This is a genomic window from Rhodococcus yananensis (genome assembly GCF_020515525.1).
In the GTDB taxonomy this organism is placed as follows: Bacteria; Actinomycetota; Actinomycetes; order Mycobacteriales; family Mycobacteriaceae; genus Rhodococcus; species Rhodococcus yananensis.
Window position 1 is genome coordinate 14,453 of the sequence record NZ_JAIYEP010000043.1, and the last position, 22,677, is coordinate 37,129.

18 protein-coding genes and 1 pseudogene are annotated in these 22,677 nt (G+C 71.1%); 13 read left to right on the plus strand and 6 right to left on the minus strand.

The window, feature by feature from the left end; all coding sequences use genetic code 11:
* Positions 1 to 15 precede the first annotated feature (15 nt).
* From LDQ05_RS11895 to LDQ05_RS19845, 4 genes are all read left to right on the plus strand, one after another.
* Positions 16 to 483 carry a universal stress protein gene (locus LDQ05_RS11895; RefSeq protein ID WP_226437172.1) on the plus strand — a complete coding sequence of 156 codons (468 nt, stop codon included), beginning with the start codon at positions 16 to 18 and terminating at the stop codon, positions 481 to 483.
* A gap of 93 nt (positions 484 to 576) precedes the next feature.
* The gene (locus LDQ05_RS11900; protein ID WP_226437173.1) at positions 577 to 1,659 is read left to right on the plus strand and encodes an isochorismate synthase; all 1,083 of its coding nucleotides are present in this window, start codon (positions 577 to 579) and stop codon (positions 1,657 to 1,659) included.
* 106 nt (positions 1,660 to 1,765) lie between these two features.
* The gene (locus LDQ05_RS11905; protein ID WP_226437174.1) at positions 1,766 to 1,939 is read left to right on the plus strand and encodes a DUF2613 domain-containing protein; all 174 of its coding nucleotides are present in this window, start codon (positions 1,766 to 1,768) and stop codon (positions 1,937 to 1,939) included.
* A 76-nt stretch (positions 1,940 to 2,015) separates the two neighbouring features.
* Positions 2,016 to 6,245: an alpha-(1->3)-arabinofuranosyltransferase domain-containing protein gene (locus tag LDQ05_RS19845; RefSeq protein ID WP_308013200.1), complete on the plus strand. Its 4,230-nt coding sequence runs from the start codon at positions 2,016 to 2,018 to the stop codon at positions 6,243 to 6,245.
* On the opposite strand, the pseudogene LDQ05_RS11915 reads toward LDQ05_RS19845, so the two are convergent.
* A pseudogene (locus tag LDQ05_RS11915) lies at positions 6,137 to 7,306 on the minus strand (acyltransferase family protein); the annotation flags it as partial. The gene LDQ05_RS19845 and the pseudogene LDQ05_RS11915 overlap by 109 nt on opposite strands.
* 192 nt (positions 7,307 to 7,498) lie before the next feature.
* On the opposite strand from LDQ05_RS11915, the gene pgfA reads away from it, so the two are divergent.
* On the plus strand, positions 7,499 to 8,746 hold the full coding sequence (pgfA, locus tag LDQ05_RS11920; protein WP_226437176.1) for a cell envelope lipid trafficking protein PgfA: 1,248 nt from the start codon (positions 7,499 to 7,501) through the stop codon (positions 8,744 to 8,746).
* 61 nt (positions 8,747 to 8,807) lie between these two features.
* Here the strand turns inward: pgfA and LDQ05_RS11925 are convergent, their stop codons facing one another.
* Positions 8,808 to 10,103: a polysaccharide biosynthesis protein gene (locus LDQ05_RS11925; protein WP_226437177.1), complete on the minus strand. Its 1,296-nt coding sequence runs from the start codon at positions 10,101 to 10,103 to the stop codon at positions 8,808 to 8,810.
* A 42-nt stretch (positions 10,104 to 10,145) separates the two neighbouring features.
* On the opposite strand from LDQ05_RS11925, the gene LDQ05_RS11930 reads away from it, so the two are divergent.
* Positions 10,146 to 11,933, plus strand: coding sequence for an MmpA family trehalose lipid delivery protein (locus tag LDQ05_RS11930; protein WP_372461086.1), 1,788 nt, complete (start codon positions 10,146 to 10,148; stop codon positions 11,931 to 11,933).
* Here LDQ05_RS11930 and LDQ05_RS11935 read toward each other — a convergent pair.
* Positions 11,841 to 13,073: a glycosyltransferase family 4 protein gene (locus LDQ05_RS11935; protein WP_226437178.1), complete on the minus strand. Its 1,233-nt coding sequence runs from the start codon at positions 13,071 to 13,073 to the stop codon at positions 11,841 to 11,843. The genes LDQ05_RS11930 and LDQ05_RS11935 overlap by 93 nt on opposite strands.
* A gap of 151 nt (positions 13,074 to 13,224) precedes the next feature.
* Between LDQ05_RS11935 and LDQ05_RS11940 the strand changes: the two genes are divergently transcribed.
* From LDQ05_RS11940 to LDQ05_RS11950, 3 genes are all read left to right on the plus strand, one after another.
* Positions 13,225 to 13,980, plus strand: coding sequence for a class I SAM-dependent methyltransferase (locus LDQ05_RS11940; protein WP_226437189.1), 756 nt, complete (start codon positions 13,225 to 13,227; stop codon positions 13,978 to 13,980).
* A gap of 79 nt (positions 13,981 to 14,059) precedes the next feature.
* A complete protein-coding gene (locus tag LDQ05_RS11945; RefSeq protein WP_226437179.1) occupies positions 14,060 to 14,950 on the plus strand; it encodes an ROK family protein in 891 nt (296 codons plus the stop codon).
* A gap of 79 nt (positions 14,951 to 15,029) precedes the next feature.
* Positions 15,030 to 15,458 carry a CBS domain-containing protein gene (locus LDQ05_RS11950; RefSeq protein ID WP_226437180.1) on the plus strand — a complete coding sequence of 143 codons (429 nt, stop codon included), beginning with the start codon at positions 15,030 to 15,032 and terminating at the stop codon, positions 15,456 to 15,458.
* Between the two features lie 31 nt (positions 15,459 to 15,489).
* Here the strand turns inward: LDQ05_RS11950 and LDQ05_RS11955 are convergent, their stop codons facing one another.
* Positions 15,490 to 15,909: an Rv0313 family protein gene (locus tag LDQ05_RS11955; protein ID WP_226437181.1), complete on the minus strand. Its 420-nt coding sequence runs from the start codon at positions 15,907 to 15,909 to the stop codon at positions 15,490 to 15,492.
* A gap of 183 nt (positions 15,910 to 16,092) precedes the next feature.
* On the opposite strand from LDQ05_RS11955, the gene LDQ05_RS11960 reads away from it, so the two are divergent.
* The 4 genes from LDQ05_RS11960 to LDQ05_RS11975 all read left to right on the plus strand — a co-directional run bounded on the left by LDQ05_RS11960 (position 16,093) and on the right by LDQ05_RS11975 (position 20,982).
* Positions 16,093 to 17,214 (plus strand): phosphotransferase family protein, encoded by a 1,122-nt coding sequence (locus tag LDQ05_RS11960; protein WP_226437182.1) that lies wholly within the window; start codon positions 16,093 to 16,095, stop codon positions 17,212 to 17,214.
* Positions 17,211 to 18,404, plus strand: a complete 1,194-nt coding sequence (locus LDQ05_RS11965) for an Rv3169 family protein (protein WP_226437183.1) — start codon at positions 17,211 to 17,213, stop codon at positions 18,402 to 18,404. Before LDQ05_RS11960 ends, LDQ05_RS11965 begins: the two co-directional genes overlap by 4 nt.
* 40 nt (positions 18,405 to 18,444) lie before the next feature.
* A complete protein-coding gene (locus tag LDQ05_RS11970) occupies positions 18,445 to 19,893 on the plus strand; it encodes an aldehyde dehydrogenase (protein ID WP_226437184.1) in 1,449 nt (482 codons plus the stop codon).
* A gap of 111 nt (positions 19,894 to 20,004) precedes the next feature.
* On the plus strand, positions 20,005 to 20,982 hold the full coding sequence (locus LDQ05_RS11975; protein ID WP_226437185.1) for a cation diffusion facilitator family transporter: 978 nt from the start codon (positions 20,005 to 20,007) through the stop codon (positions 20,980 to 20,982).
* A 7-nt stretch (positions 20,983 to 20,989) separates the two neighbouring features.
* On the opposite strand, the gene epsC is transcribed toward LDQ05_RS11975, so the two are convergent.
* Entirely contained in the window at positions 20,990 to 21,568 is a 579-nt protein-coding gene (gene epsC / locus LDQ05_RS11980; RefSeq protein ID WP_226437186.1) for a serine O-acetyltransferase EpsC, read from the minus strand.
* 7 nt (positions 21,569 to 21,575) lie between these two features.
* Positions 21,576 to 22,511 carry a cysteine synthase A gene (gene cysK / locus LDQ05_RS11985; RefSeq protein WP_226437187.1) on the minus strand — a complete coding sequence of 312 codons (936 nt, stop codon included), beginning with the start codon at positions 22,509 to 22,511 and terminating at the stop codon, positions 21,576 to 21,578.
* Positions 22,512 to 22,677: the final 166 nt, after the last annotated feature.

Here is a 22,677-nt window from a genome sequence, read left to right on the forward strand (position 1 = left end):
CCCAGGGGGTGCGCGGTGGGTGCAGATCTGATTCTCGTCGCCTACGACGGATCGGAGAATTCCAAGCGCGCCGTGCAGTACGCGGGCCGATTCCTCGAATCGTGCCGCGCCATCGTCGTCACGGCCTGGGAGCCGATGGTGCGGCAGGCCGCGCGCATGTCGGGGCTGTCGGGGGTCATGCAACCCGAATGGGTGCCCGACGAGGACAGCGAGGATGTGGCGCTGACCGACGCGCGGGCCGTCAACGCCGAGGGACTCGAACTCGCCACGCAACTCGGCCTGCACGCCGAAGGACGCACCATCGAGGTGGTCAACGCGGTGTGGGCGTCGATCGTGGAGGCCGCCGACGAACTCGACGTCGACATCATCGTCACCGGCACCCGCGGCACGACGGGCCTGCGGTCGCTGCTGCAGTCGTCCGTCGCCGACCACGTGCTGCGGCACAGTCACCGGCCCGTGCTGATCGTGCCGCCCGGGCGCTGACCGCCGCACGCGTGGCCCGCACCGGCGGCGCCGGCCCACCGAGTCCCGCCCGGCACCGCCCCCACCGGGATCGACGACTATCGTCGTCCCACCATGGACGGTTTCCTCCTTTCGCGTGCCGATCGCACGGTCCACGCCACCGGGACCCGGCGACTGCACACCGACCTGAAGTCGGCATCCGAATCGTTGCGGCGCGGGAAGGCCGAGTTGATCGCGGGAGCCCTGCCGTTCGCCCCCGACCGTCCCGTCGCACTCACCGAACCCGAGCACGTCACCATCACCGACGGCCCGTGGCAGCCACCGGACGATCTGCCCGAACCACCGCCCGTGCGCATCGCCGCGCAGACACCGCCGCCGCGGATCCATCTGGCGCGGATCCGGTCGATCCTCGACCGCATCGACCTCGGTGAGGTCGACAAGGTCGTCGCCGGACGCCGGGTCGCGCTGGCCGCCGACACCCCGATCGATCCGCTCGCGGTCGCGGCGCGCATGGTCGTCCGCCATCCGACGGCGTCGACGTACGCCGTCGATCTCAGCGCCGCCGGGGAGCACTACTGGGGACACACGCTCGTCGGTGCGTCACCCGAACTCCTGGTGCGGGTCCGGGACGGCTCCGTCACCTGCCGCCCCCTCGCCGGGACGGCACCGCGCTCGGCCGACCCGGATATCGACGACACCACCGGGCACGCACTGCTGTCGTCGGCGAAGAACCGCGCCGAGCATGCGTTCGTCACCGACCGGATCGCGCAGCGGTTGCGACCGTTGTGCAGCGACCTGCAGGTGCCGTCCGGCCCGGAACTGACATCCACACCCGACGTGTGGCACCTGGCGACCACGATCACCGGAACGTTGCTGGACCGGGCGACCGGCGCGCTGGCCGTCGCCGCGGCCCTGCACCCCACCCCGGCGGTCGCCGGGACCCCCACGGAGGCGGCGCTCGCCGCGATCCGCGGCATCGAGGGTGACCGTCGGTTCTTCGGCGGCGCCGTCGGCTGGTGCGACAGCAACGGCGACGGCGACTGGATCGTCGCGATCCGCGGCGCCGAGATCTCCTCCGACGGACTGCGCGCCCTCGCGTGGGCGGGCGGCGGCATCGTCGCAGGTTCCGACCCCGACGAGGAACTCGACGAGACCACCGCGAAACTGCGTACGCTGCTCGGTGCGCTGGGGCTCTGAGCAGCGGCCACGCGACCGGGACCCGCACCGCGCCGGCACTGTGACCGAGGTGATACCTTGGCGCGGACATGTACGACGTGAGTCGACCGAGATGGGGAGAGCGAAAATGGGGAAATTCCTGGGCCCGGGCCTGGTCAGCGTGGTTGCCGGCGCCGTCGTCGGTGCCGCCGCGGTGTTCGGGGTGACCGCAGCCGTGTCACAGACCTCCCGCCCCGAGATCGACCGCAGCGGCAACGCCGACTCCTCCCTCCTGAACCAGGTTGAATACGGCAGCCGCTGACGGCGCCGGTCACGCTTCGCATTCACGCACGTCCCGCGATGCGACGGAGCCCCCGTCCGCCGCGGTCCCGCCGTCCGTGGAACTCCCGTCCGCGGAGCCGTTGTCGCGGCGGTGGTTGTACGCCGCGACGGCGGTGGCGTTCGTGTTGTCGTTCGTTCAGGTCCCCGGCCTGGTCGTCGCCGACACGAAGTACGACCTGACGCAGAATCCGCTCGGTTTCCTCGCTCGCGCCGCCCACCAGTGGAGCAGCCTGGCGCCGCTCGGTCAGGTCCAGAACCAGGCCTACGGCTACTTCTTCCCGCACGGTGCGTTCTTCGCCGCGGGCCGACTCGCCCACATTCCCCCGTGGATCACGCAGCGCCTGTGGTGGGTGCTGCTGCTGGTCGCGGGGTTCTGGGGTCTGATCCGGCTGGCCGAGGCCCTGGGTGTCGGAAGCCGCTCGTCACGGGTGATCGCCGCGACCGTGTTCGTGCTGTCGCCGCGTGTACTGACCACCCTCGGCTCCATCTCGTCCGAGGCGCACCCGATGATGCTGGCGCCGTGGGTGCTGCTCCCGGTGGTGCGCTACCTCGGGGGCACACGATCGTTGTCGGCGCGGCGGATGGCCGCGCAATCGGCCGCGGCCGTCGCCCTCATGGGCGCGATCAACGCGGTCGCGACAGCGGCGGCGTGTCTGGTCGCGGGCCTGTGGTGGGCCGCGCACCGCCCCAACCGGCGCTGGTGGCGATTCACCGCGTGGTGGCTGCCGCTGTGCGTCGTCGCGGTGACCTGGTGGATGGTGCCGCTGCTGCTCCTCGGCAAGGTCAGTCCACCCTTCCTCGACTTCATCGAGTCCTCCGGTGTCACCACCGAATGGACGTCGCTGGCCGAGGTGCTGCGCGGCACCAGCAGCTGGACCCCGTTCGTGTCGCCGGAACGCATCGCCGGCGCCGTGCTCGTCACGCAACCCGCCGCCGTGCTCGTCACGGGTTTCCTCGCCGCGGCCGGACTGGCCGGCCTCGCGATGCGGTCGATGCCGGCGCGCGGACGGTGGCTGCTGATCCTGTGTGTCGGCGTCGCCGGTCTCGGCGCCGGATTCGTCGGAGAACTGAGTTCACCGTTCGCCGATGCCGTGCGCACCTTCCTCGATTCGACGGGTGCGCCGCTGCGCAACGTCCACAAACTCGAACCGCTCGTGCGGCTACCGCTGGTGCTCGGGTTGGCGCACCTGTTGCGGTGGGCACCCCTGCCCGGTTCGGTGTCGTGGCCGCGGGCCCGCACCGCGTTCGCGCATCCCGAACGCAACCCGGCGGTGCCCGTCGCCACCCTCGTGCTGGTCGCCGCCGCCCTCGCCACCTCCCTGGCGTGGACCGGCAAACTGGCGCCGCGCGGCGCCTACGACGAGGTGCCCGCGTACTGGCACGAGACCGCGGCGTGGCTCGACGAGCACACGTCCGACCGTGGCGAACGCGCCCTGATCCTGCCGGGCGCACCGTTCGGCAGCCAGATCTGGGGACTGACCCGCGACGAACCGATCCAGGCGCTCGCGACCACACCGTGGGTGTCGCGGGACGCGGTGCCGCTGGTGCCGCCGGGCGCGATCCGCGCACTCGACGCCGTGCAACGATCGGTCGCGGACGGGCGGCCGTCCCCCGGGCTCGCCGCGACACTGCGCGGCATGGGCATCGGCTACCTGGTGGTGCGCAACGACCTGGACCCCGAGACGTCCCCGTCCGCCCGTCCCGCGCTCGTGCACCGCGCGGTCGAGGGATCCCCGGGCATCGAGCGGGTCGCCGAGTTCGGGTCGACGATCGAGACGAATCCCGGCGAGGGCATCGTCGACGACACCGATCTGCGTCCCGGTTACCGTGCGGTGGAGATCTTCCGCGTCGCCGAACCCGCCGACGCCCCGACCGGCCCGTATCTCGTGGATGCGGGGTCGGTTCCGGTCGTGCAGGGTGGGCCCGAGGCGATGGCGAGCCTCGACGTCACCGATCCCGGGCGGGTCGGTCCGCGGCTGCTGGCCGCCGACGCGGCCCGCGCCGGGTTGCCCGTCGACACCGTCACGGTCACCGACACCCCCACCGACCGGGAAACCGACTACGGGCAGGTCGATCATCATTCGTCGACGATCCGCGCGGTCGACGACCCGCGCCGCACCCACAACCTCGTCCCCGACTATCCGGTGGCCGACACCGAACTCGTGCGTGCCGAATGGGAGGGCGCGGCCATCGGGGTGTCGAGTTCGGCATCCGACGCGACGCAGCTCGGCGGCACCGCCGTCGGTTCGGGTCCCGCCGCCGTCATCGACGGGGACCCCACCACCGGGTGGCACAGCAACGGACTCGAAGCGGCTGTCGGGCAGTGGCTGCAACTGGATCTGGACACCCCCATCGAGGCCGGTCTGCTGCACCTGACGACGAGCCCCGGCGCATTGGGGTCGCCGGTGAAGTGGCTCGAGGTGAGCACCGATCGGGGCAGCACCGCGGTGCGGGTGGAGGAAGCCGGCCGCGAGCAGACCGTCGCGTTGCCCCTGGGCACCACCACGTGGATCCGCATCACCGCCACCCACGTCGAGAACGGCACCCGCGGTAACCAGTTCGGGCTCACCGAGGTCGCGGTGGAGGATCACACCGACCGCGCGGATCCGCAGCCGATCGAGATCCGCCGACGCATCGTCGTCCCGGGACCCGACACCGGTGTCGCGGTGCGCGGCTGGGATCTGCGGCAGGAGTTCCCGGGTCGGGGAAGCTGCGTGGACACCGCCGACCGGGTGCGCTGCGCGCGGGGTCTGGCGACGGCACCGGAGGAACCGAACACGTTCACCCGCACCCTGACGGTGCCCACCGAATCGTGGGTGGAGCCGCACCTGTGGGTGCGGGCGCGGCCCGGGCCCGCCCTCGACGCGGTGGTGGAACAACCGGATCGGGTCCGGGCGACGGGCGCCGCCGACGTCGTCGACCTGCAGGGTTCGGCGTTCGCCCTGGTCGACGGTGATCCGCGCACGTCGTGGACGGCGGAGGAATCCGTCCTCGACAAGGGTGCGCCGCACCCCACGATCACCCTCGAACTACCCGAGCCCACGACGGTGACGGGCCTCGACGTCGCCGTCTCGCTCGGGGATCTGCCGGCGACCCCGACGGCGATCGCCGTGAACCTCGGCAACGGACCGCAGGTGCGCGAACTCGACGGCGACACCACGGTCGAGCTCACGCCGTACCTCACCGACACGGTGACGGTGAGCGTCGTCGGGTGGGACGACGTCCTCGACCGCACGGCACTGGGATTCACGAAGGAGTCGGCGCCCGGCCTCGCGGAGGTCATGGTGCTCGGTGCGGACGGACCGGTCGGTGCCCAGGACCGCGTGTACGACCGGACCGTGACCGTCGGCTGCGACGACGGACCGGTCGTGACGATCGACGGACACCGCTACCGCACGTCGGTGACCGCGACCGTGGAGGAACTCGCGATCGGCACCGAGGTACCGGCGACGCTGTGCGACACCACCACCGTGGGGATGCCCGCCGGCCGGGTGGACGTGGACGTCGAACCGGGCACCGCGTTCGTCGCGTCGAGCCTGCAACTTCCGGTCACCGGCACCGCGGCGCCGCGGCCCGCACCCGTCGAGCTCGAGCCGGGTGCGTGGACGGAGAACCACCGTGAACTCCGGGTTCCGGCCGGCGACACGGACCGGTTGATCGTGGTCCCCGAGAGCACCAACGTCGGGTGGGTGGCGCGCAGCGGTGACGGCACCGAGCTGACCCCGGTGGTCGTCGACGGCTGGCAGCAGGGCTGGATCGTCCCGGCCGGCGTGGACGGCACGGTCACTCTCACGTTCTCCACCGACCGGTGGTATCGCCTGGGGATCTTCGGGGGCCTGCTCCTGCTGATCCCGCTGTTCGTGATGGCCCTGTGGCCGCGCCGGCGACCGGTGCCCGATCCGGGGCCGGCCCCCCGGACGTGGCGGTCGGCGACCGTCGGGTTCGTCGGTGTCACGGCGGTGGCGACGGTGGTGGCGGGGGCGGTCGGGGCGGCCGTCGCGGTCGGCGGCGCTGCGCTCGTGGTGGCGGTGCGGGCACGGTGGGGCCGCGACACCGCGGCACGAGCGCTGGTCGTGACCTCGGGTGGCGCGACGATGCTCGCGATGGCGCTGTTGTCCACCGGACCGTGGCGGTCGGCCGACGGCTACGTCGGCTATTCGTTCCTGATCCAGTTCGCGGCGCTGGTCGGTGTCGTCGCGGCGGGCCTCGCCGCGGTCCCCCCGATCCGGCGTTCCTTCTCCCACCGGTGGAAGGCGCGACGCGCGGGTTCCTCGACGAGCGCGTAACCGGCCGACGAGACGGCGATGCTCACCACGACGGTGACGGCGAGAACGAACCAGAACCGGCCCGCGAACAGTGGGATCCCGAAGATGGGGAACACCGCGGACATCACCGCCAGATGCCACAGGAAGATGCCGTACGACCACCGTCCGACGGCCAGCGCCGCGGGACTCGCGAGTATCCGGTGCTCGGTGCGCGGGGCCAGCACCAGCGGTGCCAGCAGCGCGAAACTCATCACCGCCCCCGACACGATCTTCCCGTTGTATTCCCACGGCTCCAGGGTGGTGAGGGTCTCCGGCCCGGCCAGCGGGGTGGTGGCCACCGCGAACGAGACGACGGCGACGGCCGCCATCACGCGGCGCCGCGCGGCGAGCCGGTGCATCCACGTCGGCGGGTGCACGACGAGTTCGGCGAGGAGCATGCCCGCCCCGAACCACGGCAGGTAGCCGGGCAGCCAGTTGTCGTGGTTGATGTGGTCGGGGGTGGGCACCGGCAGCCACACCCACAGCAGCGACAGCGCGCACGCGGACAGCAGCAGCGGAATCCGGTATCGCGCCGCGTCACCGCGCAACCGGGAGACGGCCCACCCGAGCAGCGGCAGGATCAGATAGAACGCGACCTCCACCGACAGGCTCCACATCTGGGTGAGCCCTTCGGTGAGGGTGAGCGGCACGAACACCTGCACCAACAGCAGATTCGCCCACCACACGGTCGCGCTGCCGCCCGCGTCGGGCAGCAGCCACAACACCAGCACCACGACCACCCAGTACACCGGCAGGATGCGTGCCGCCCGCGACAGGAAGTACCGCACGGTCGACGGGACACGCACGAATCCGCGGGCGGCCGCGGCGTGCGGACGCCACAGCAGGAACCCCGACAGCGCGAAGAACAACGCGACCGCCAGGTCGAAGCGACCCCACACGCGCCCGATCACCGGATCGTCGACGGCACCCGTCTGGAAGGCGACGTGTGTGATCAGTACACCCAGAGCAGCAAAACCACGCATCCCCTCGAGTGCGGGGAGGAAGCCGGTGGCGCCGGGAGGGGCAGCGGTGGTATCTGTCATCGGCGACCAGTGTGCCCGGCATCGGTGCCGACCGGACGCGAGGGTCTGTGGGAGTCGGGCGCGCGGCGCCACACAGCGGGCTGTTAGTGTCTGGCTTCACGTGGTGTTCGCCGGGTCGGATACCAGGACGATCCGTGCAGCCCTGCTGCCGGTGGGGGTACTCGATGCAACCGTTGAGTGAGGAGATACAGCATGGCTGAGCGTTCTGGCTCGGGCCGGATAGTTGGGATGGTCCTGGCGGGCCTGGGGGCGTTCCTCCTGGTCGTCGCGATCATGATTCCGACGTACACCGTCGGCAAGTTGAAGACGACACCGCTCGATCTCGAGGTGACCACCGTTGCCGAGGGCACCGGCGACATCCTGAACTCGCGGGCGCTGCTCGCCGGAAACGCACAGGTCGACACCGATGTTCCGATCGTGGCGCAGCGTTTCGTGACGGTCGAGGAGCCGTCGGACGCCGACATCATGACGTTGCAGGCCGGTCTGTCGGTGCGTCGCCTCGACATGCAGGGCGACACCGGCCTGGTCTCCGCAACCGTCGATCGTCTGACCATCGACCGAGTCACCGCGATGCCCGTGTCGAAGGACGACTACCCGGATCGGGTCAGCACCATCCAGACCTCGCCCGACACGCCCGGCGACGAGATCGACAACCGTGAAGGCCTGCAGTACAAGTTCCCGTTCGACGTCGAGAAGAAGGCGTACCCCTACTTCGACAACAACGCCCGTGAGAACTACCCCATCGACTTCGTCGATGAGGAAGAGATCAACGGGATGACCGTCTACAAGTTCCGCCACGAGATCGGCCCCGTCGACCTGTCGAAGGCCGACCCGAACGCCCCGACGTACAAGCTGTCGCTGCCCGCGTCGACGTGGGGTGTCGGCGAGGGCGACGAGCCCGTCACCATGACCCGCTGGTACAACAACGTCCGCACCCTGTGGGTCGACCCGGTCACCGGTGTCGTCGTCAAGGGTGAGGAGCAGCAGAACCAGTACTACGCCCGCGAGGCCGACAACCCCGAGATCACGGTCCTGAACGTCGACCTCGTGTTCGACGAGGACACCATCGAGTTCCAGCTCGAGCAGGCCCGGAACGGACAGGATCAGCTGTCGACCTTCGGTCGTACCCTCCCGATCATCGCCGGCATCCTCGGTGTGATCCTGCTGATCGCCGGGTTCCTCCTCGGTTCGCGCAGCGGCGGCGGCGGTCGTCGTCCCGCCACCGGGGGCACTCCCACCCCGTCCGGCCCGGCTCCGGCCGCTGCCGGTGGCGCCGCCGGAGCGCACGCCGCCGGCACGCAGCGCGACTACACCGACGATCGCACCGAGGTGATCCCGCGCACCGATGCCGGTGACGGCGACCAGCAGCGCGACTGGACCACGGATCAGACGCAGGAGATCCCGCGGACCGACCTGCGCAAGCCCGACAACGGCCAGTAGGTCTCGGTAGCAACCCGCAGCGCCGCCCCCCACCCCGTCCGAGGACCCGACCGCCCCGCGGTCACCTCGGATCCGGGTGGGGGGCGGCGTTCTCGTCGGCACCCCCTGCACCCTCTGCACCGGTTCCCGGGTCTCCCGCACGTGCCGCGCGCAGCGCGAGCACCGCGGCGACCGCGGCGGTGCTCGCCGCCGTCGCGACCGCGACCGCGACGAACTGGTCCACGGTCGTCGCGTACGCCACCATCAGCGTCGCCTCCACGACGAGCCCCAGCCACGCGACGGCCGCGAGGCGGGTGCGGTTCCCGGCGATCGCCGACAGCAATGCCCCCTGCAGCACCGCCAGGCACGCGCCCTGCAACGCGAACAACCACAGCAGCGACTGCACGGGTCGGTATGCGTCGCCGAACAGCACGGGAACGAGCGGGGCACACACGGCGGCCGCAGCGACCAGCGCACCGCCGAGGGCCACGAGCACCGTCAGCGCCGACCGCACCGCACCCGCTGATTTCGCGGGGTTCGCCATCTGCGGATACAGCACCACCCCGACGGCCTGCGGCAGCCAGAACGCGATCTTCGTCGCGACCGCTCCCAGCGCGTAGAGGCCCGCCGAGTCGGCGTCGAGTTGCATGCGGGCAAGCATCAGGTCGATCGACGTCAAGGCGATCAGCGCGAGTTGCACCTGGGAGGCGCGCAGGACGGCACCCGCACCCGGAACGTGCCCGGCGCGCACGCTCGTCGGGGCGGTGCCGGCACTCGCACCGTCGCTCCGGCCGACGAGCACCGACGCGGCGAACGCCACCGCCCCCGTCCCGAGGGCACCGGCGAACAGGGCGGCTCCCGGGCCGCCTCCCGCGGCGAGCACCGCCACCGCCGGCACCACCTTCGCGACGCCCGCCGCGGCGAGGACCACGCTGAGGTGCGCGAACCGACCGCGCCCCTGCAGCAGCCCCTGCTCGGCAGCGAGGAGCACCAGCAGCGGTGCCGTCACCAGCGACCCGAACGCCCCCGCCACGCTGGTGTCCAGCGCCCACGCGACGAGCGGCACCGCGATCAGGGCGACCGCGCCGGCCGCGGCGGCACAGCGGTATCCGAGGCGTCGCATCGGAGCTGTCCCGCGTCCGTGCACCACCTCCCTCGCGACGACGGTCTGCAGCGCCAGCGCGGGCACGGCGACGACCAGTTGCGCGGCGAGCAGGCTCGCGAACTCGCCGTAGCCCGCGGGGCCGAGCCAGCGACCGGCAGGCAGATGCAACAGATACGACGCGACGTTCGCGACCATCGCGCCGATCGTCACCATCGTCATTCCGGCGACCGCGGCTCCCGTCCCGGAGCGGCGTGTCGCGTCAGGTCGCGGCATCCGCCCATCCTCGCATCCGGGCCCACCACGTAGTCTGCGGCCATGCTCCGATCCGGTTCGCGTTCCACTGCGCCGGTGTCGTGGTCGCTGCGCAGTGCTGTTCCGGCCCTGTGGTCGCTCATGCTGACCGTGATGCTGCTCGGCCCCCTGCTCACGTCCCGCGGATACCTGTTGCTGCGGGACGCGGTGAGCACACCGCGGTCCCATCCGACGGATTCGGCGTTGGGGCTGACCGACGCGGCGGCCCGCGCCGTCCCGCAGGACGCTGCCCTGGCGTGGCTGTCGACGGTCGTCGACGGTGGTGTCGCGGTCATCGCGATCCTGACGCTGTCGGTGTGGGCGGCGGGGTGCGGCGCGGCGCGGCTCGTCGCGGTGCTGCTGCCGACGGCGGGAACCCCGGCTCGGTTGGTCGCCGTCACCGTCGCGATCTGGAACCCGTACGTCACGGAACGTCTCCTGCAGGGGCACTGGAGCCTGCTCGCCGGGTACGCGGCGCTGCCGTGGACGGTGTGCGCGGCCACCGCGATCCGGCGGGGTGATCACCGCGGCTGGTGGTGGCTCGCGTTGTGCCTGGCGGCGGCAGGTCTCACCCCCACCGGCGCGCTGCTGGCCGCGGTGACCGCGCTCGCCGTGCTCGTCGCCCCCGGCGGAGTCCCGCGGCGGGCAGCCCGGACGGCGGGGGCGTTCGTGTCGGCGGTGGTGGCGTCGTCGCCGTGGATCGTCGCCACGATCCTCGCCGGTGGCGGCACCGACGCGGACCCGGCCGGGGTGCGGGCGTTCGCGGCCCGCGCCGAACCGGGGCTCTGCACCCTCGGGTCCCTCGCGGGTCTCGGCGGGATCTGGAACGGTGACGCCGTGCCGGCGTCCCGCAGCACCGGGTGGGCCCTCGTCGGCACCGCGCTGTTGCTGATCGTCGTGGTGTGCGGGTTGCCGCAACTGTGGCGGCGACGCCGCAACCCGGTGCTCGGTGCCGTCGCCGTGCTCGCGGCGGTGGCGATCGCGGGGCCCGCACTCGGCGCGACCGGCCCCGGGCTGGCACTCGGCGAATGGGCGATGACGTACGTGCCCGGTTCCGGTCTGCTGCGCGACACCCAGAAGTGGGTGGCGTGGGCGATGCCGCTGTACGTGCTGGCCGCGGCCGCGGGGATCGGGGCGGTCCGGCACCGCGCCCGGTCGTCGATGCCCGTGCGCGCCGACGCCGGATGGGCGGTCGCGGCGATCCTCGCGGTACTCGTGGCGCTGCCCGATGCGGCCTGGGGGGTGGGCGGGCGGGTCACGCCGGTGCAGTACCCGGCGGCGTGGGGCACGGTCGCGGAGATCGTCGACACGCAATCCGGTGACGTCGCGGTGCTGCCCGCCGGGATGTTCCGGCGGTTCGCCTTCAGCGGGCCCGCACCGGTCCTCGATCCGGCACCGCGGATGTTGCGCGCCGATGTGCTGCAGACCGGCACGCTCGTCGTCGCGGGTGGAACCGTCGACGGTGAGGGCGGCCGGGCCCGCGAGGTCGAGGAACTACTGCTCGCCGGCGCCGACCCGTCGGAACTCGCCGCCCGCGGTGTCGGCTGGGTACTCGTCGAACACGGCACCCCCGGTGATCTCGGGGATTCGCGGCGCACCCTCGAACTGCTCGATCCGGTCTTCGAGGACGGGTCGCTCGGTCTGTACCGGGTCGACGGGCCGTGGGTGCGGGAGTCCCCACCGCGCGGTCCCGCGGTCGCCGCGCACCTGCTGTGGCTGCTACTGCTGGCCGGTGGTGCCGCCGGCGCGCTCCTGCCCCGCCGACGTCAGGGGCGCCCGCCGGTGCTCGGCGCCGCGCGGGAACAACCCTGACACACGGTGTCCCCCCACGGTCGCGGCGAGCACGTCGAACACCCCGTCGCCGGTGGCCTCCCACGAGAACTCCCCCGCCCGTACCTGTGCCTTCGCGCCGAGTTCGGCGCGGCGATCGGTGTCGGCGAGCAGTTCGGCGACGGCGGCGGTCAGTTCGGCGGGCGAGTCGACGAGTGTGCCGGTGACACCGTCGATGATCGAATCGGTCAGTCCCTTCGAGCTGCGGTAACCGATGGTCGGGACGCCGTGCTGCGCGGCCTCGATCACCGCGAGCCCCCAGCCTTCCTTGCGGGACGGCATCACGTGCAACCAGGCCCGCGACAGCAGGAGGTGCTTGCGTTCCTCCGGGACGTGCCCGTGAAAGGTGACGGCGTCGCCGATGCCGAGTTCGGTGGCGAAGTCCCGCAGGTTCTGCTCCCACCAGCCGCCGCCGATGACGTCGAGGTGCAGTCCCGGGATGCGTTCGCGCAGCGCGGCGACCGCGGACAGTGCGTCCTCGATCTGCTTGTGCGGCACGAGCCGCGACAGCACGCACACGCTGGGATGGGCGGTGCGGGTGTGGTCCCCACCTGCTTCCACGGCGGCGGGCAGTGCGTCCGCGCCGTTCCGGACCACCGCGATGCGGTCGTGGTCGACACCGAGCCCGCGGAGTTCGTCGGCGGACGGCAACGACACGGTCAGGTACTGGTTGCGTCGGTGCACCCTCGGGGAGAGCTTCGATTCGATCCACCAGCCGAGCTTGGCCATCCCGCGTCCGGCGACGGGCCATTGTTCGCGGTGGCAGTGGTGCACCAGGACCGTCACGGGTGCTCCGGTGACGAGCCGCGCGAAGAACGGGATGCCGTTCTGGGTGTCGATGATCGCGTCGGGGCGTACGTCCTTCAACGGCCCGAATCCGAAGCGGCCGGCGGCGAGGGCGGCGAGGGCCCGCGGGTAGACGCCGAGGCGGCCGCCCCCGCGGCTGATGTCGATGCCGCCCCGCCGGTCGCGGCGTGCCGCGCCCGGGTACGACGCGGTACGCAGGGTGACCTTGATGCCGCGGGCGGCGAGACGGGCGCCGACCTGCTCGAGGTACCGCTCGCTTCCACCTCCCTGCGGATGCCCGCTGTCACGCCAGCAGAGCAGCAGAACCTCCCGCACGCGGTGACCCCCCGTAGTAGTGCAGACGCCCGACCCGGGCGCGGTGTACGAACTCGCGGTGTACGAACTTCAGGGACACCCTAGCGGGTTCCGCGGCACGACAGTGCGGCCACTACCCTGGTGCGACGTGCCTCCCACCACCGATTCCCGCGTGACCCGACCGTTCGAGCGGCGCGCGACGCTGCGGCGTTCCGTCGGCCTGCTCGGCAGCTTCCGGTTCGAGCAGACCGCCCCGGACCGGTTCTACGGGGGGTTGGCCGAGGACACCGTCGAACTCGTCGGCGACCTGTATCGCGGGCTGACCGGCGACGGGCTGTCCGGAACCACCGTCGTCGACGTCGGGGGCGGTCCCGGCTACTTCGCGGACGCGTTCGCCGGGGCCGGTTCCCGATACGTGCCGATCGAACCCGATCCGTCGGAGATGCACGCGGCGGGTCTGCGGGTCGGCGGGTCGATCCGCGGCTCCGGTCTCGCGTTGCCGCTGCGCACCGGGTCGGTGGACGTGTGTCTGTCCTCGAATGTGGCCGAGCACGTGCCGCGGCCGTGGGTGATGGGTGACGAGATGCTGCGGGTCACCCGGCCCGGCGGCCTGACGGTGCTCTCGTACACGCTGTGGTGGGGTCCGTTCGGTGGGCACGAGACCGGCCCCTGGCACGCGTTCGGCGGCGAATACGCGGCGCGGCGGTACACCCGCAAGCACGGGCACGAACCGAAGAACCGGTACGGGCGATCCCTGTTCGCGGTGGGGTGCGCCGAGGGGCTCGAGTGGGCGCGGTCCACACCGCACGGCGAGTTGGTCGCCGCGTTCCCCCGCTACCATCCGCGGTGGGCGTGGTGGCTCGTGGATGTACCCGTGGTGCGGGAATTCCTGGTCAGCAATCTGGTTCTGGTGCTGCGCCGAACCTGACCGGGCAGCTCACGACCTGTCCCGGATCACAGCGCGACGGCCCCGTCGTCGCGGTCGGAAATCGCCTACTGTCGGAGCCATGACCGCACTGGCCCTGGACGTCGGCGGCACGAAGTTCGCCGCCGCGATCGTCGCCGACGACGGCACTCCCGTCGACGCGAGAACCGTTCCCGTCCCCACCGTCGGTGTGTGGGATGCGTGCGCCGCGTTGCTGCGTCGGGTCGCCGGTGATCTGACGATCGACGCCGTGGGGATCGCCGCGGCCGGGCCCGTCGACATCCGGGACGGCACGGTCGCGCCGATCAACATCGCCGAGTGGGCGGGCGGGTTCCCTCTCGCCGGTTCGGTGCATGCGATGTTCCCGCGGGCCCGGGTGACGGTGGCGATGGACGGTGCCGCCGCGACGCTCGCCGAGCAGCGGCTCGGGGCCGGCCGCGGCACCCCCGACCTTCTCGGGGTGGTGCTGGGCACCGGGATCGGTGGGGGACTCGTGTACGGCGGGCACCTCGCGCCCGGTCGCACCGGCAACGCCGGGCACATCGGGCACATCGTGTCCGCATACGGCGTCGAGGTGTGCTCGTGCGGTGGGGTCGGCTGCATCGAGACGGTCGCGAGCGGTCCCGCGGCGGTGCGGTGGGCCCGCGCCCACGGCTGGACCGGATCCGACGGCGCCGCGCTCGCCGCGGACGCGGGGAACGGCAGCGGTGTCGCCGCGGCGGCGCTGGAACGCGCGGGCACCGCGCTCGGGCAGGTCATCGCGTCCGCGGCGGCACTGGTGGACGTGGGTCTGGTGGTGGTCGGCGGAGGATTCGCGCAGTCCGGGACCGCCCTGTGGCGGCCCATGCTGGCGTCCGCCGCGCGGCACGCACGCCTCGGGTTCGTGCGGGAACTGCGGATCGCCCCGGCGGAGCTCGGTGAATGGGGCACCCTCGTCGGCGCCGCGCAACTCACGCAGATCACGACTGGGTAACCAACAGCGGTTCTGCGGGTGCGGCTGCCCTACCCTGACTGGACCAGCCTGCCCCAGCTGTACGGATCGGTGGTATCCCATGCGGATTGCCGAGATTTTGCGGAACAAGGGTGCGGCCGTGCAGACGGTCCCACCCTCGACGACAGTGTGCGAGCTGATCGGAGACTTCGCGCGCCACAACATCGGTGCGGTGGTGGTCGTCGACGCGGGCACCGTCGTCGGGATCGTCACGGAGCGCGACATCGTGCGGAAACTGCACGAGCGCGGCCCGTCCGTGCTGGTCGCGAAGGCCGACGAGATCATGACCGGTGCTGTCGCGACGTGCCTGCCCACCGACACCGTCGACAGCCTCGCCGCGACGATGACCGAGCGGCGCATCCGGCACCTGCCGGTGGTCGTCGAGGACCGGCTCGTCGGGATCGTCAGCATCGGCGACGTCGTCAAGAGCCGTATCGACGAGTTGCAGAGCGAACGGGATCAGCTCGAGTCCTACATCGCGCGCGGCTGACCATCGCGCGCGGCCGACCCCCGCCCGGCCGTCAGTCGGTCGGTCGCGGCCCGGTGACGTCGCTCTGCCCGTCGTCGCTCTGCCCGTCGTCGCTCTGCCCGTCGTCGTGGGCGCCGGGCCGGTCGAGCACGCTCACGCTCATCCCGTACGGCAGGAACCGCACCGACCTGCGCGGATCCGTGTTGCCCTTGAGAGCGCGCAGTGCATCGAGTTCGGTGGCGTACACCTGGTCGACGCGTGCGACGCCGGCGGAGTCGGTCGTGTACACCACCCACGCTCCGTCACCGCTCTCCCCTGCGGTGGCCGGTCGGGGTTCGGGTTGCGCGCGGGTCGCGGGCGCGTCCAGGAAAGCGAGGAAGCGGTCGCGCAGATCCCGCAGTTCCTCCCCGGCTTCCCGCACGACCCGGTCGAGATCGTCGGGGTCGAATCCGAACGGGTTGTTCTCGGCCATGTCCGCTCCTGACGCTCCGTGCGCTGTGCCGGTCCGTCCCTCCAGTGTGGCGGTCCCGGCCGGTGCGCGCCACGATCCCGCGGGCGATCACCCGCCCCTTTCAATAAGCTGAAACGTGTTCTAGTGTGAGCGTGCCGATGTGACCCGGCACACGAACGGCGACACACGAGGGAGGGTCTTGTCGTGACGATCGACCCGGACGCCACCGACCACGGCGAGGTCGCCCGCCCGCACGACTCCCGACGCGACCCGGCCGCCGTGCGCACCGGGCTGCAACGCTGGCTCGCCGGGCGCGTCCCCGACCCCGTCGTCGGTGACGTCCACATCCCCGAATCCAACGGCATGTCCAGCGAGACGCTGCTGTTCGACGCCCGCTGGGACGGTGCCGACCACCGGCTCGTCGCCCGCGTCGCTCCCGTCGACAGCGCGGTGCCCGTGTTCCCCCGCTACGACCTCGACGCCCAGGCCCGCGTCATGCGCGCCGTCGCCGACACCACCGCCGTGCCCGTCCCCCACGTCCACTGGTCCGAGACCGACCCGTCCGCGCTCGGCAGCCCCTTCCTCGTCATGTCGCGTATCGACGGTCTCGTACCGCCCGACGTGATGCCCTACAACTTCGGGTCGTGGGTCAGCGACGCCACCGACGAGCAACGCGCCACCATGCAGGCCACCGCGGTCGACGTGCTCGCGCAGATCCACACCGTCGACCCCGCGGCCGCCGGACTCGACACCCCGCCCACCGCCGGCGACGCGATCCGCGCCCACATCGCGGCGCAACGCGGCTACTACGAGTGGACCACCCGCACCGGACCGCGGTCCCCGCTGATCGAACGCGCCTTCACGTGGCTCGACGAGCACGCCCCGGACGACCCGAACCCGGCGGTACTGTGCTGGGGCGACGCCCGCATCGGCAACATCCTGTTCGACGACTTCCGGCCCGCGGGGGTCCTCGACTGGGAACTCGCCACCGCGGGTGCCCGCGAGATGGATCTCGCCTGGATGATCTTCCTGCACCGGTTCTTCGAGGACATCGCGACCACCGCCGGGCTTCCCGGGCTACCCGGATTCCTGCGTCGCGACGACCTCACCGACGCCTACGCCCTCCGTTCGGGTCACGCACCGGAGCACCTCGACTTCCACACCTGCTACGCGGCGGTACAGCACGCGATCATCATGCTGCGCATCGCCACCCGCGCCGTGCACTACGGGCAGTCCGAGCAACCGGACGACCCCGATTCGATGATCATGCACCGCGCGACCCTCGAAGCGATGCTCGACGGCACCTACTGGAAGGCCCTGACGTGACGGTCGAACCGCGCGGATCGCTGTCGCCGCTGGACGACTACCCGGTGCACCAGACCGCCGAGCCGATCCGGCGGGTGGCGACCTCCGACCGGAACTTCTACGACCGCTACTACTTCAACTGCTATCCGTCCGACACCACCGACCTGTTCCTCGTCGTCGGACTCGGGCAGTACCCGAACCTCGGTGTGTGCGACGGGTTCGCCGTGCTGCGCCGCGGCGACGACCACATCGTGGTACGCGCGTCCAAGGCCCTCGGCCGCGACCGCACCGACACCTCGGTGGGTCCGTTGCGTATCGAGGTCCTCGAGGGGTTGCACCGCCTACGGGTGGTCCTCGAACCCGGACATCCCGACACCGCCGATCTGTCCTTCGACCTCACCTTCGAGGGTGACGTCCCGGCGACGGAGGAGGATCCGCAGAAACTGCGGCAACTCGAACGCGTCGTCATGGACACCTCCCGGTTCGTGCAGTCCGGAACGTGGTCGGGCAGCCTGACGGTCGACGGGCGGAGCCGCGACGTGGATCCCGTCGTGTGGCGCGGGAACCGCGACCGTTCGTGGGGGGTACGTCCGGTCGGTGAACCCGAACCGGCGGGTCGTCGCGCAGCGGACGGCACACCCGGATTCTTCTGGATCTACTCGGTGATGCAGTTCGGCGCCGACACCATCGTCGTCATCGTGCAGGAGGACGACGCGGGTCGCCGACTGCTCGAGGAGGCCATCCGGATCCGCCCCGACACCGACCCCGAGTGGCTGGGCCGGCCCGAGCACGAACTACGGTTCGCGCCGGGCACCCGCACCGTCACCGGCGCAACCCTCTCCTTCCACCGGCCCGGGCAGGATCCGACGGTCGTCGAATGCGAACTGCTGGTGGCGAACCTGCTGGCGATCGGCACCGGGTACGGACTCGAACCCGACTGGCGCCACGGCATGTGGCAGGGCGACCTCGTCGTGCAGTCGCTGCGCCGCGACACCCGCGAGATCGACCCGGCGATGCTGATGTTCTGCCCCACCGACCACCTGGCGAGGTTCCACGTCGAGGGCACCGACGTCGTCGGCACCGGACTGTTCGAGGTCGCGGTGATCGGACCGCACCGTCGATACGGGTTCACCGGGTTCGTCGACACCCACGACAACCCCGCGACCGACACGTCCACGGCCCGCCCGGACCGGCGCGGACCCACCCCCTGACACACGCAGAAGTACCTCTCGACCGAGAAGGAAGGACGACATGACGGACTACGACAACCTGTTCATCGGCGGCACCTGGACGGCGCCGTCGACCGACGAGAAGCTCGAGGTGTTCTCCCCGGCCACGGAGGAGCGGGTCGGGTCGGTGCCGGTCGCCGGCCCCGCCGACATCGATGCCGCCGTCGCCGCGGCCCGTCGCGCGTTCGACGACGGCCCGTGGCCGCGCATGTCACCGGCCGAGCGCGGGCAGGTGCTCGCCAAGGCCGCGAAACTCATCGAGGAACGCGGCGCCGAACTCGCCTCGGTGCTGTCCGACGAGATGGGCCAGCCCGCAGCATCGGTGCAGATGATGCAGATGACGCCGTCGCTGGCCGCACTGAACTTCTACGCGGGTCTCGCGGAGTCGTTCCAGTGGACGGACGAGCGCACCGGGTCGTTCGGTCGCACCCGCGTCACCCGCGAACCCGTCGGCGTGGTCGCCGCGGTCATCGCCTGGAACGTGCCGCTGTTCCTGTGTGCCAACAAACTGGGCCCCGCGCTGCTCGCCGGGTGCACCGTCGTCCTCAAGCCCGCCCCCGAGACACCGCTCGCCGTCAACGTGATCGCCGAGATCTTCGCCGAGGCCGGGCTGCCGGAAGGGGTCCTGTCCGTGGTGCCGGGCGGCGCCGAGACCGGTGAGCATCTCGTCTCGCACCCCGACATCGACAAGATCACGTTCACCGGGTCGACGGCCGTCGGCAAACACATCGGTGAGATCGCCGCGCGAAACCTCAAGCGCTGCTCCCTCGAACTCGGCGGCAAGTCCGCCGCGATCGTCCTCGAGGACGCCGACCTGGATTCGACGATCGCGATGCTCGTGATGTCGGGCCTGATGAACACCGGTCAGGCCTGTGTCGGACAGACCCGCATCCTCGCACCGCGCTCGCGCTACGACGAGGTGGTCGAGAAGATCGTCGCCACCGCAGCGTTCTTCCCCGTCGGCCCCCCGTCCGACGAGTCCGCCCAACTCGGTCCGCTGGTGTCCGAAAAGCAGCGTGACCGCGTCGAGGGGTACATCGCGAAGGGCAAGGAGGAGGGCGCCCGGCTCGTCCTCGGCGGCGGTCGCCCCGCCGGGCTCGACAAGGGCTGGTTCGTCGAACCGACGGTGTTCGCCGACGTCGACAATTCGATGACGATCGCGCGCGAGGAGATCTTCGGCCCCGTGCTGTGCGTCCTCCCGTACGACAGCGTCGACGAGGCCGTGAAGATCGCCAACGACTCCGAGTACGGGCTCGCGGGCTCCGTGTACACCACGGACGTCGACAAGGGTCTCGACGTGGCAGCGCGGGTCCGCACCGGCACCTACGGAATCAACTGGTACGCCTTCGATCCGGGCTCGCCGTTCGGCGGATTCAAGAACTCCGGTATCGGACGCGAGAACGGGCCCGAGGGCCTCGAAGCGTTCTGCGAAACCAAGTCGGTGCTGTACCCGCCCGGCTACCAGGGCTGATCCCGGTTCAGGCCGGCCCACCCCGAACGGGAGGTTCGGGTGCGATCTCCACACGGATCTCCGCGCCCGAACCTCCCGTTCGATCGTGCCGGCCGGACGTATCGTTCGACCATGGCGAAATCCCACGCGCCCAGGGACGGTGACGCCGAGAGCACCCTCACGGTGCTGCTCGCCTTCGCAGCGAACCTGCTGGTCGCCCTCGCGAAGACCGTCGCGGCGGTCGTCACCGGATCGGCGTCGATGATGGCGGAGGCGACCCATTCGTGGGCCGACACCGGCAACGAGGTGCTCCTCGTGATCGCGGATCGACGCTCGAAGCATCCCGCAGACCGGGCGCACCCGTTCGGCTACGGACGGGAAGCGTACGTCTGGTCGATGTTCGCTGCGCTCGGCCTGTTCGCGCTCGGCGCCGGCGTGTCCATCACCCACGGGATCCAGGAACTGTTCCGTTCCGAACCGGCCTCGGACTTCGGCATCGCCTACACGGTGCTCGCCGTCGCGTTCGTGCTCGAGGGCATCTCGTTCCGACAGGCCTACCGTCAGGTGCGGAGAGAAGCGGCCGCGGCCGACCGCGATCTGCTCGAACACGCGTTGAAGACATCCGACCCGACCGTGCGGGCCGTGTTCGCCGAGGACGCCGCCGCGCTCATCGGTCTCGTCATCGCGTTCGCCGGTATCCTCGCCCACCAGCTCACCGGATCGCCGATTCCCGACGCCATCGGCTCGATCCTCGTCGGAATCCTGCTCGGTGTGATCGCGGTCGTCCTCATCGACCGGAACCGGCGGTTCCTCGTCGGTGAGGAGGCCACCGGGCAGCTGCACCAGGCGGGGCTCCGGGCGCTACTGGAGTTGCCCGACGTGGAGCAGGTGACGATGCTGCGGATGGAGTACCTCGGGCCGCGGCAGGTGTATCTCGTCGGTGCCGTCGACCTCGTCGGAGACGACGTCGAACACACCGTCGCCGAACTCCTCGACCGCTGCGAACGGGCCCTCGAGGAGCATCCGTACGTGCGCAAGGCGGTGCTGTCGCTGTCCACGCCCGGCGATCCGCCGCTCACGCCCGAACCGCAGTCCGCGGGCCGGGCGTGAGCGCGAGTCAGATGTACATCGCGGGATCGATGTAGCTTGTCGGATCGACGAGCGGATCGTGCCTGCGGCGCGATCGGATCGTCGCGGGGATGCCCGTGGCGATCGAATCGGCCGGGACGTCCCGGGTGACCACGGCGTTCGCGCCGACCGCGGTGTCGTCGCCGATCAGCACCGGACCGAGGATCTTCGCGCCCGCCCCGACCGTGACCCGGTTCCCCAGCGTCGGGTGTCGCTTCTCCTTCGCCAACGACCGACCGCCGAGTGTGACGCCGTGGTAGAGCATCACGTCGTCACCGATCTCGGCGGTCTCTCCGATCACCACGCCCATGCCGTGATCGATGAAGAACCGCCGGCCGATGGTGGCACCGGGATGGATCTCGATGCCCGTGAGGAACCGGGTGAACTGCGACAGGACGCGGGCCGGTCCCTTCAACGCCGGTACCGCCCACATGCGGTGCGCGATCCGATGCGACCAGATGGCGTGCAGCCCCGAGTAGACGATCGCGTTCTCCGCGTCGCTGCGCGCGGCAGGGTCGTGGCCGCGCGCAGCCTGCAGGTCTTCCCGGAGGGTCCCGAGAATGCTCACGGCAGGATCAGTCCCGGATGTGCTCGAACAGCGGGGTGGAGATGTAGCGCTCACCGAAGTCGGGGACGACCACGACGATCAGCTTGCCGGCGTTCTCGGGGCGCTTCGCGACCTCGAGCGCCGCCCACACGTTCGCACCGGCCGAGACACCGCCGAGGATCCCTTCGTCCGTGCCGAGGGCCCGACCGATCCGGACGGCGTCGTCGAACTGCACGTCGATGATCTCGTCGTAGACCTCGCGGTCGAGGACGTCCGGAACGAAGTTGGCGCCGAGCCCCTGGATCTTGTGGGGTCCGGGGTTGCCGCCCGTCAGGATGGGGGAATCGGCGGGTTCGACACCGATGATCTGCACACCCGGCTTGCGGGCCTTGAGGTTGCGGCCGACACCGGTGAGGGTGCCGCCGGTGCCGATGCCCGCGACGAAGATGTCGATCTCACCGGCGGTGTCGTTCCACACCTCTTCGCCGGTGGTCTGCTCGTGGATCTGCGGGTTGGCGGGGTTCGCGAACTGCCGGGCCAGGACAGCGTTCTCCGTGGTCTTCACGATCTCCTCGGCCTTGGCGACCGCACCGGCCATGCCCTCGGCACCCGGGGTGAGGACGATCTCGGCGCCGTACGCGCGGAGCATCACGCGACGTTCCGTCGACATGGTCTCCGGCATCGTGAGGATCACCTTGTAGCCGCGGGCCGCACCGACCATTGCGAGGGCGATGCCGGTGTTGCCGGACGTGCCCTCGACGATCGTGCCGCCGGGCTTCAGCTCACCGGACTTCTCGGCGGCGTCGATGATCGCGACACCGATACGGTCCTTGACGCTGTTCGCCGGGTTGTAGAACTCCAGTTTCGCGGCGACCGTCGCGACCGCGCCGTCGGTGAGGCGGTTGAGCTTGACGATCGGGGTGCGACCCACCAGCTCGGTGACGTTGTTGTAGATCCCGCTCATAGCTGATCCTCCTCCCGGCCGCCACGCGACCGGCTCTGGTGTGCGATACACCTATTGCACCATCCGGCCCATGACGCGGTGCACCTGGGGAGTTCCAATCGGTGTGGGCGCACGCCGCGACCTGCTCGCGACGACGGAGAACGGCGGAAGGCCGCCCCGGCGAACC

What these genes read in the sequence shown, in the direction of transcription:
- cysK (WP_226437187.1), bottom strand. Translation starts at nt 22,511, where the DNA reads ATGAGCGGGATCTACAACAACGTCACCGAGCTGGTGGGTCGCACCCCG.
- LDQ05_RS11905 (WP_226437174.1), top strand. Translation starts at nt 1,766, where the DNA reads ATGGGGAAATTCCTGGGCCCGGGCCTGGTCAGCGTGGTTGCCGGCGCC.
- LDQ05_RS11970 (WP_226437184.1), top strand. Translation starts at nt 18,445, where the DNA reads ATGACGGACTACGACAACCTGTTCATCGGCGGCACCTGGACGGCGCCG.
- LDQ05_RS11950 (WP_226437180.1), top strand. Translation starts at nt 15,030, where the DNA reads ATGCGGATTGCCGAGATTTTGCGGAACAAGGGTGCGGCCGTGCAGACG.
- LDQ05_RS11945 (WP_226437179.1), top strand. Translation starts at nt 14,060, where the DNA reads ATGACCGCACTGGCCCTGGACGTCGGCGGCACGAAGTTCGCCGCCGCG.
- LDQ05_RS11930 (WP_372461086.1), top strand. Translation starts at nt 10,146, where the DNA reads ATGCTCCGATCCGGTTCGCGTTCCACTGCGCCGGTGTCGTGGTCGCTG.
- LDQ05_RS11900 (WP_226437173.1), top strand. Translation starts at nt 577, where the DNA reads ATGGACGGTTTCCTCCTTTCGCGTGCCGATCGCACGGTCCACGCCACC.
- LDQ05_RS11975 (WP_226437185.1), top strand. Translation starts at nt 20,005, where the DNA reads ATGGCGAAATCCCACGCGCCCAGGGACGGTGACGCCGAGAGCACCCTC.
- LDQ05_RS11955 (WP_226437181.1), bottom strand. Translation starts at nt 15,909, where the DNA reads ATGGCCGAGAACAACCCGTTCGGATTCGACCCCGACGATCTCGACCGG.
- LDQ05_RS11925 (WP_226437177.1), bottom strand. Translation starts at nt 10,103, where the DNA reads ATGCCGCGACCTGACGCGACACGCCGCTCCGGGACGGGAGCCGCGGTC.
- pgfA (WP_226437176.1), top strand. Translation starts at nt 7,499, where the DNA reads ATGGCTGAGCGTTCTGGCTCGGGCCGGATAGTTGGGATGGTCCTGGCG.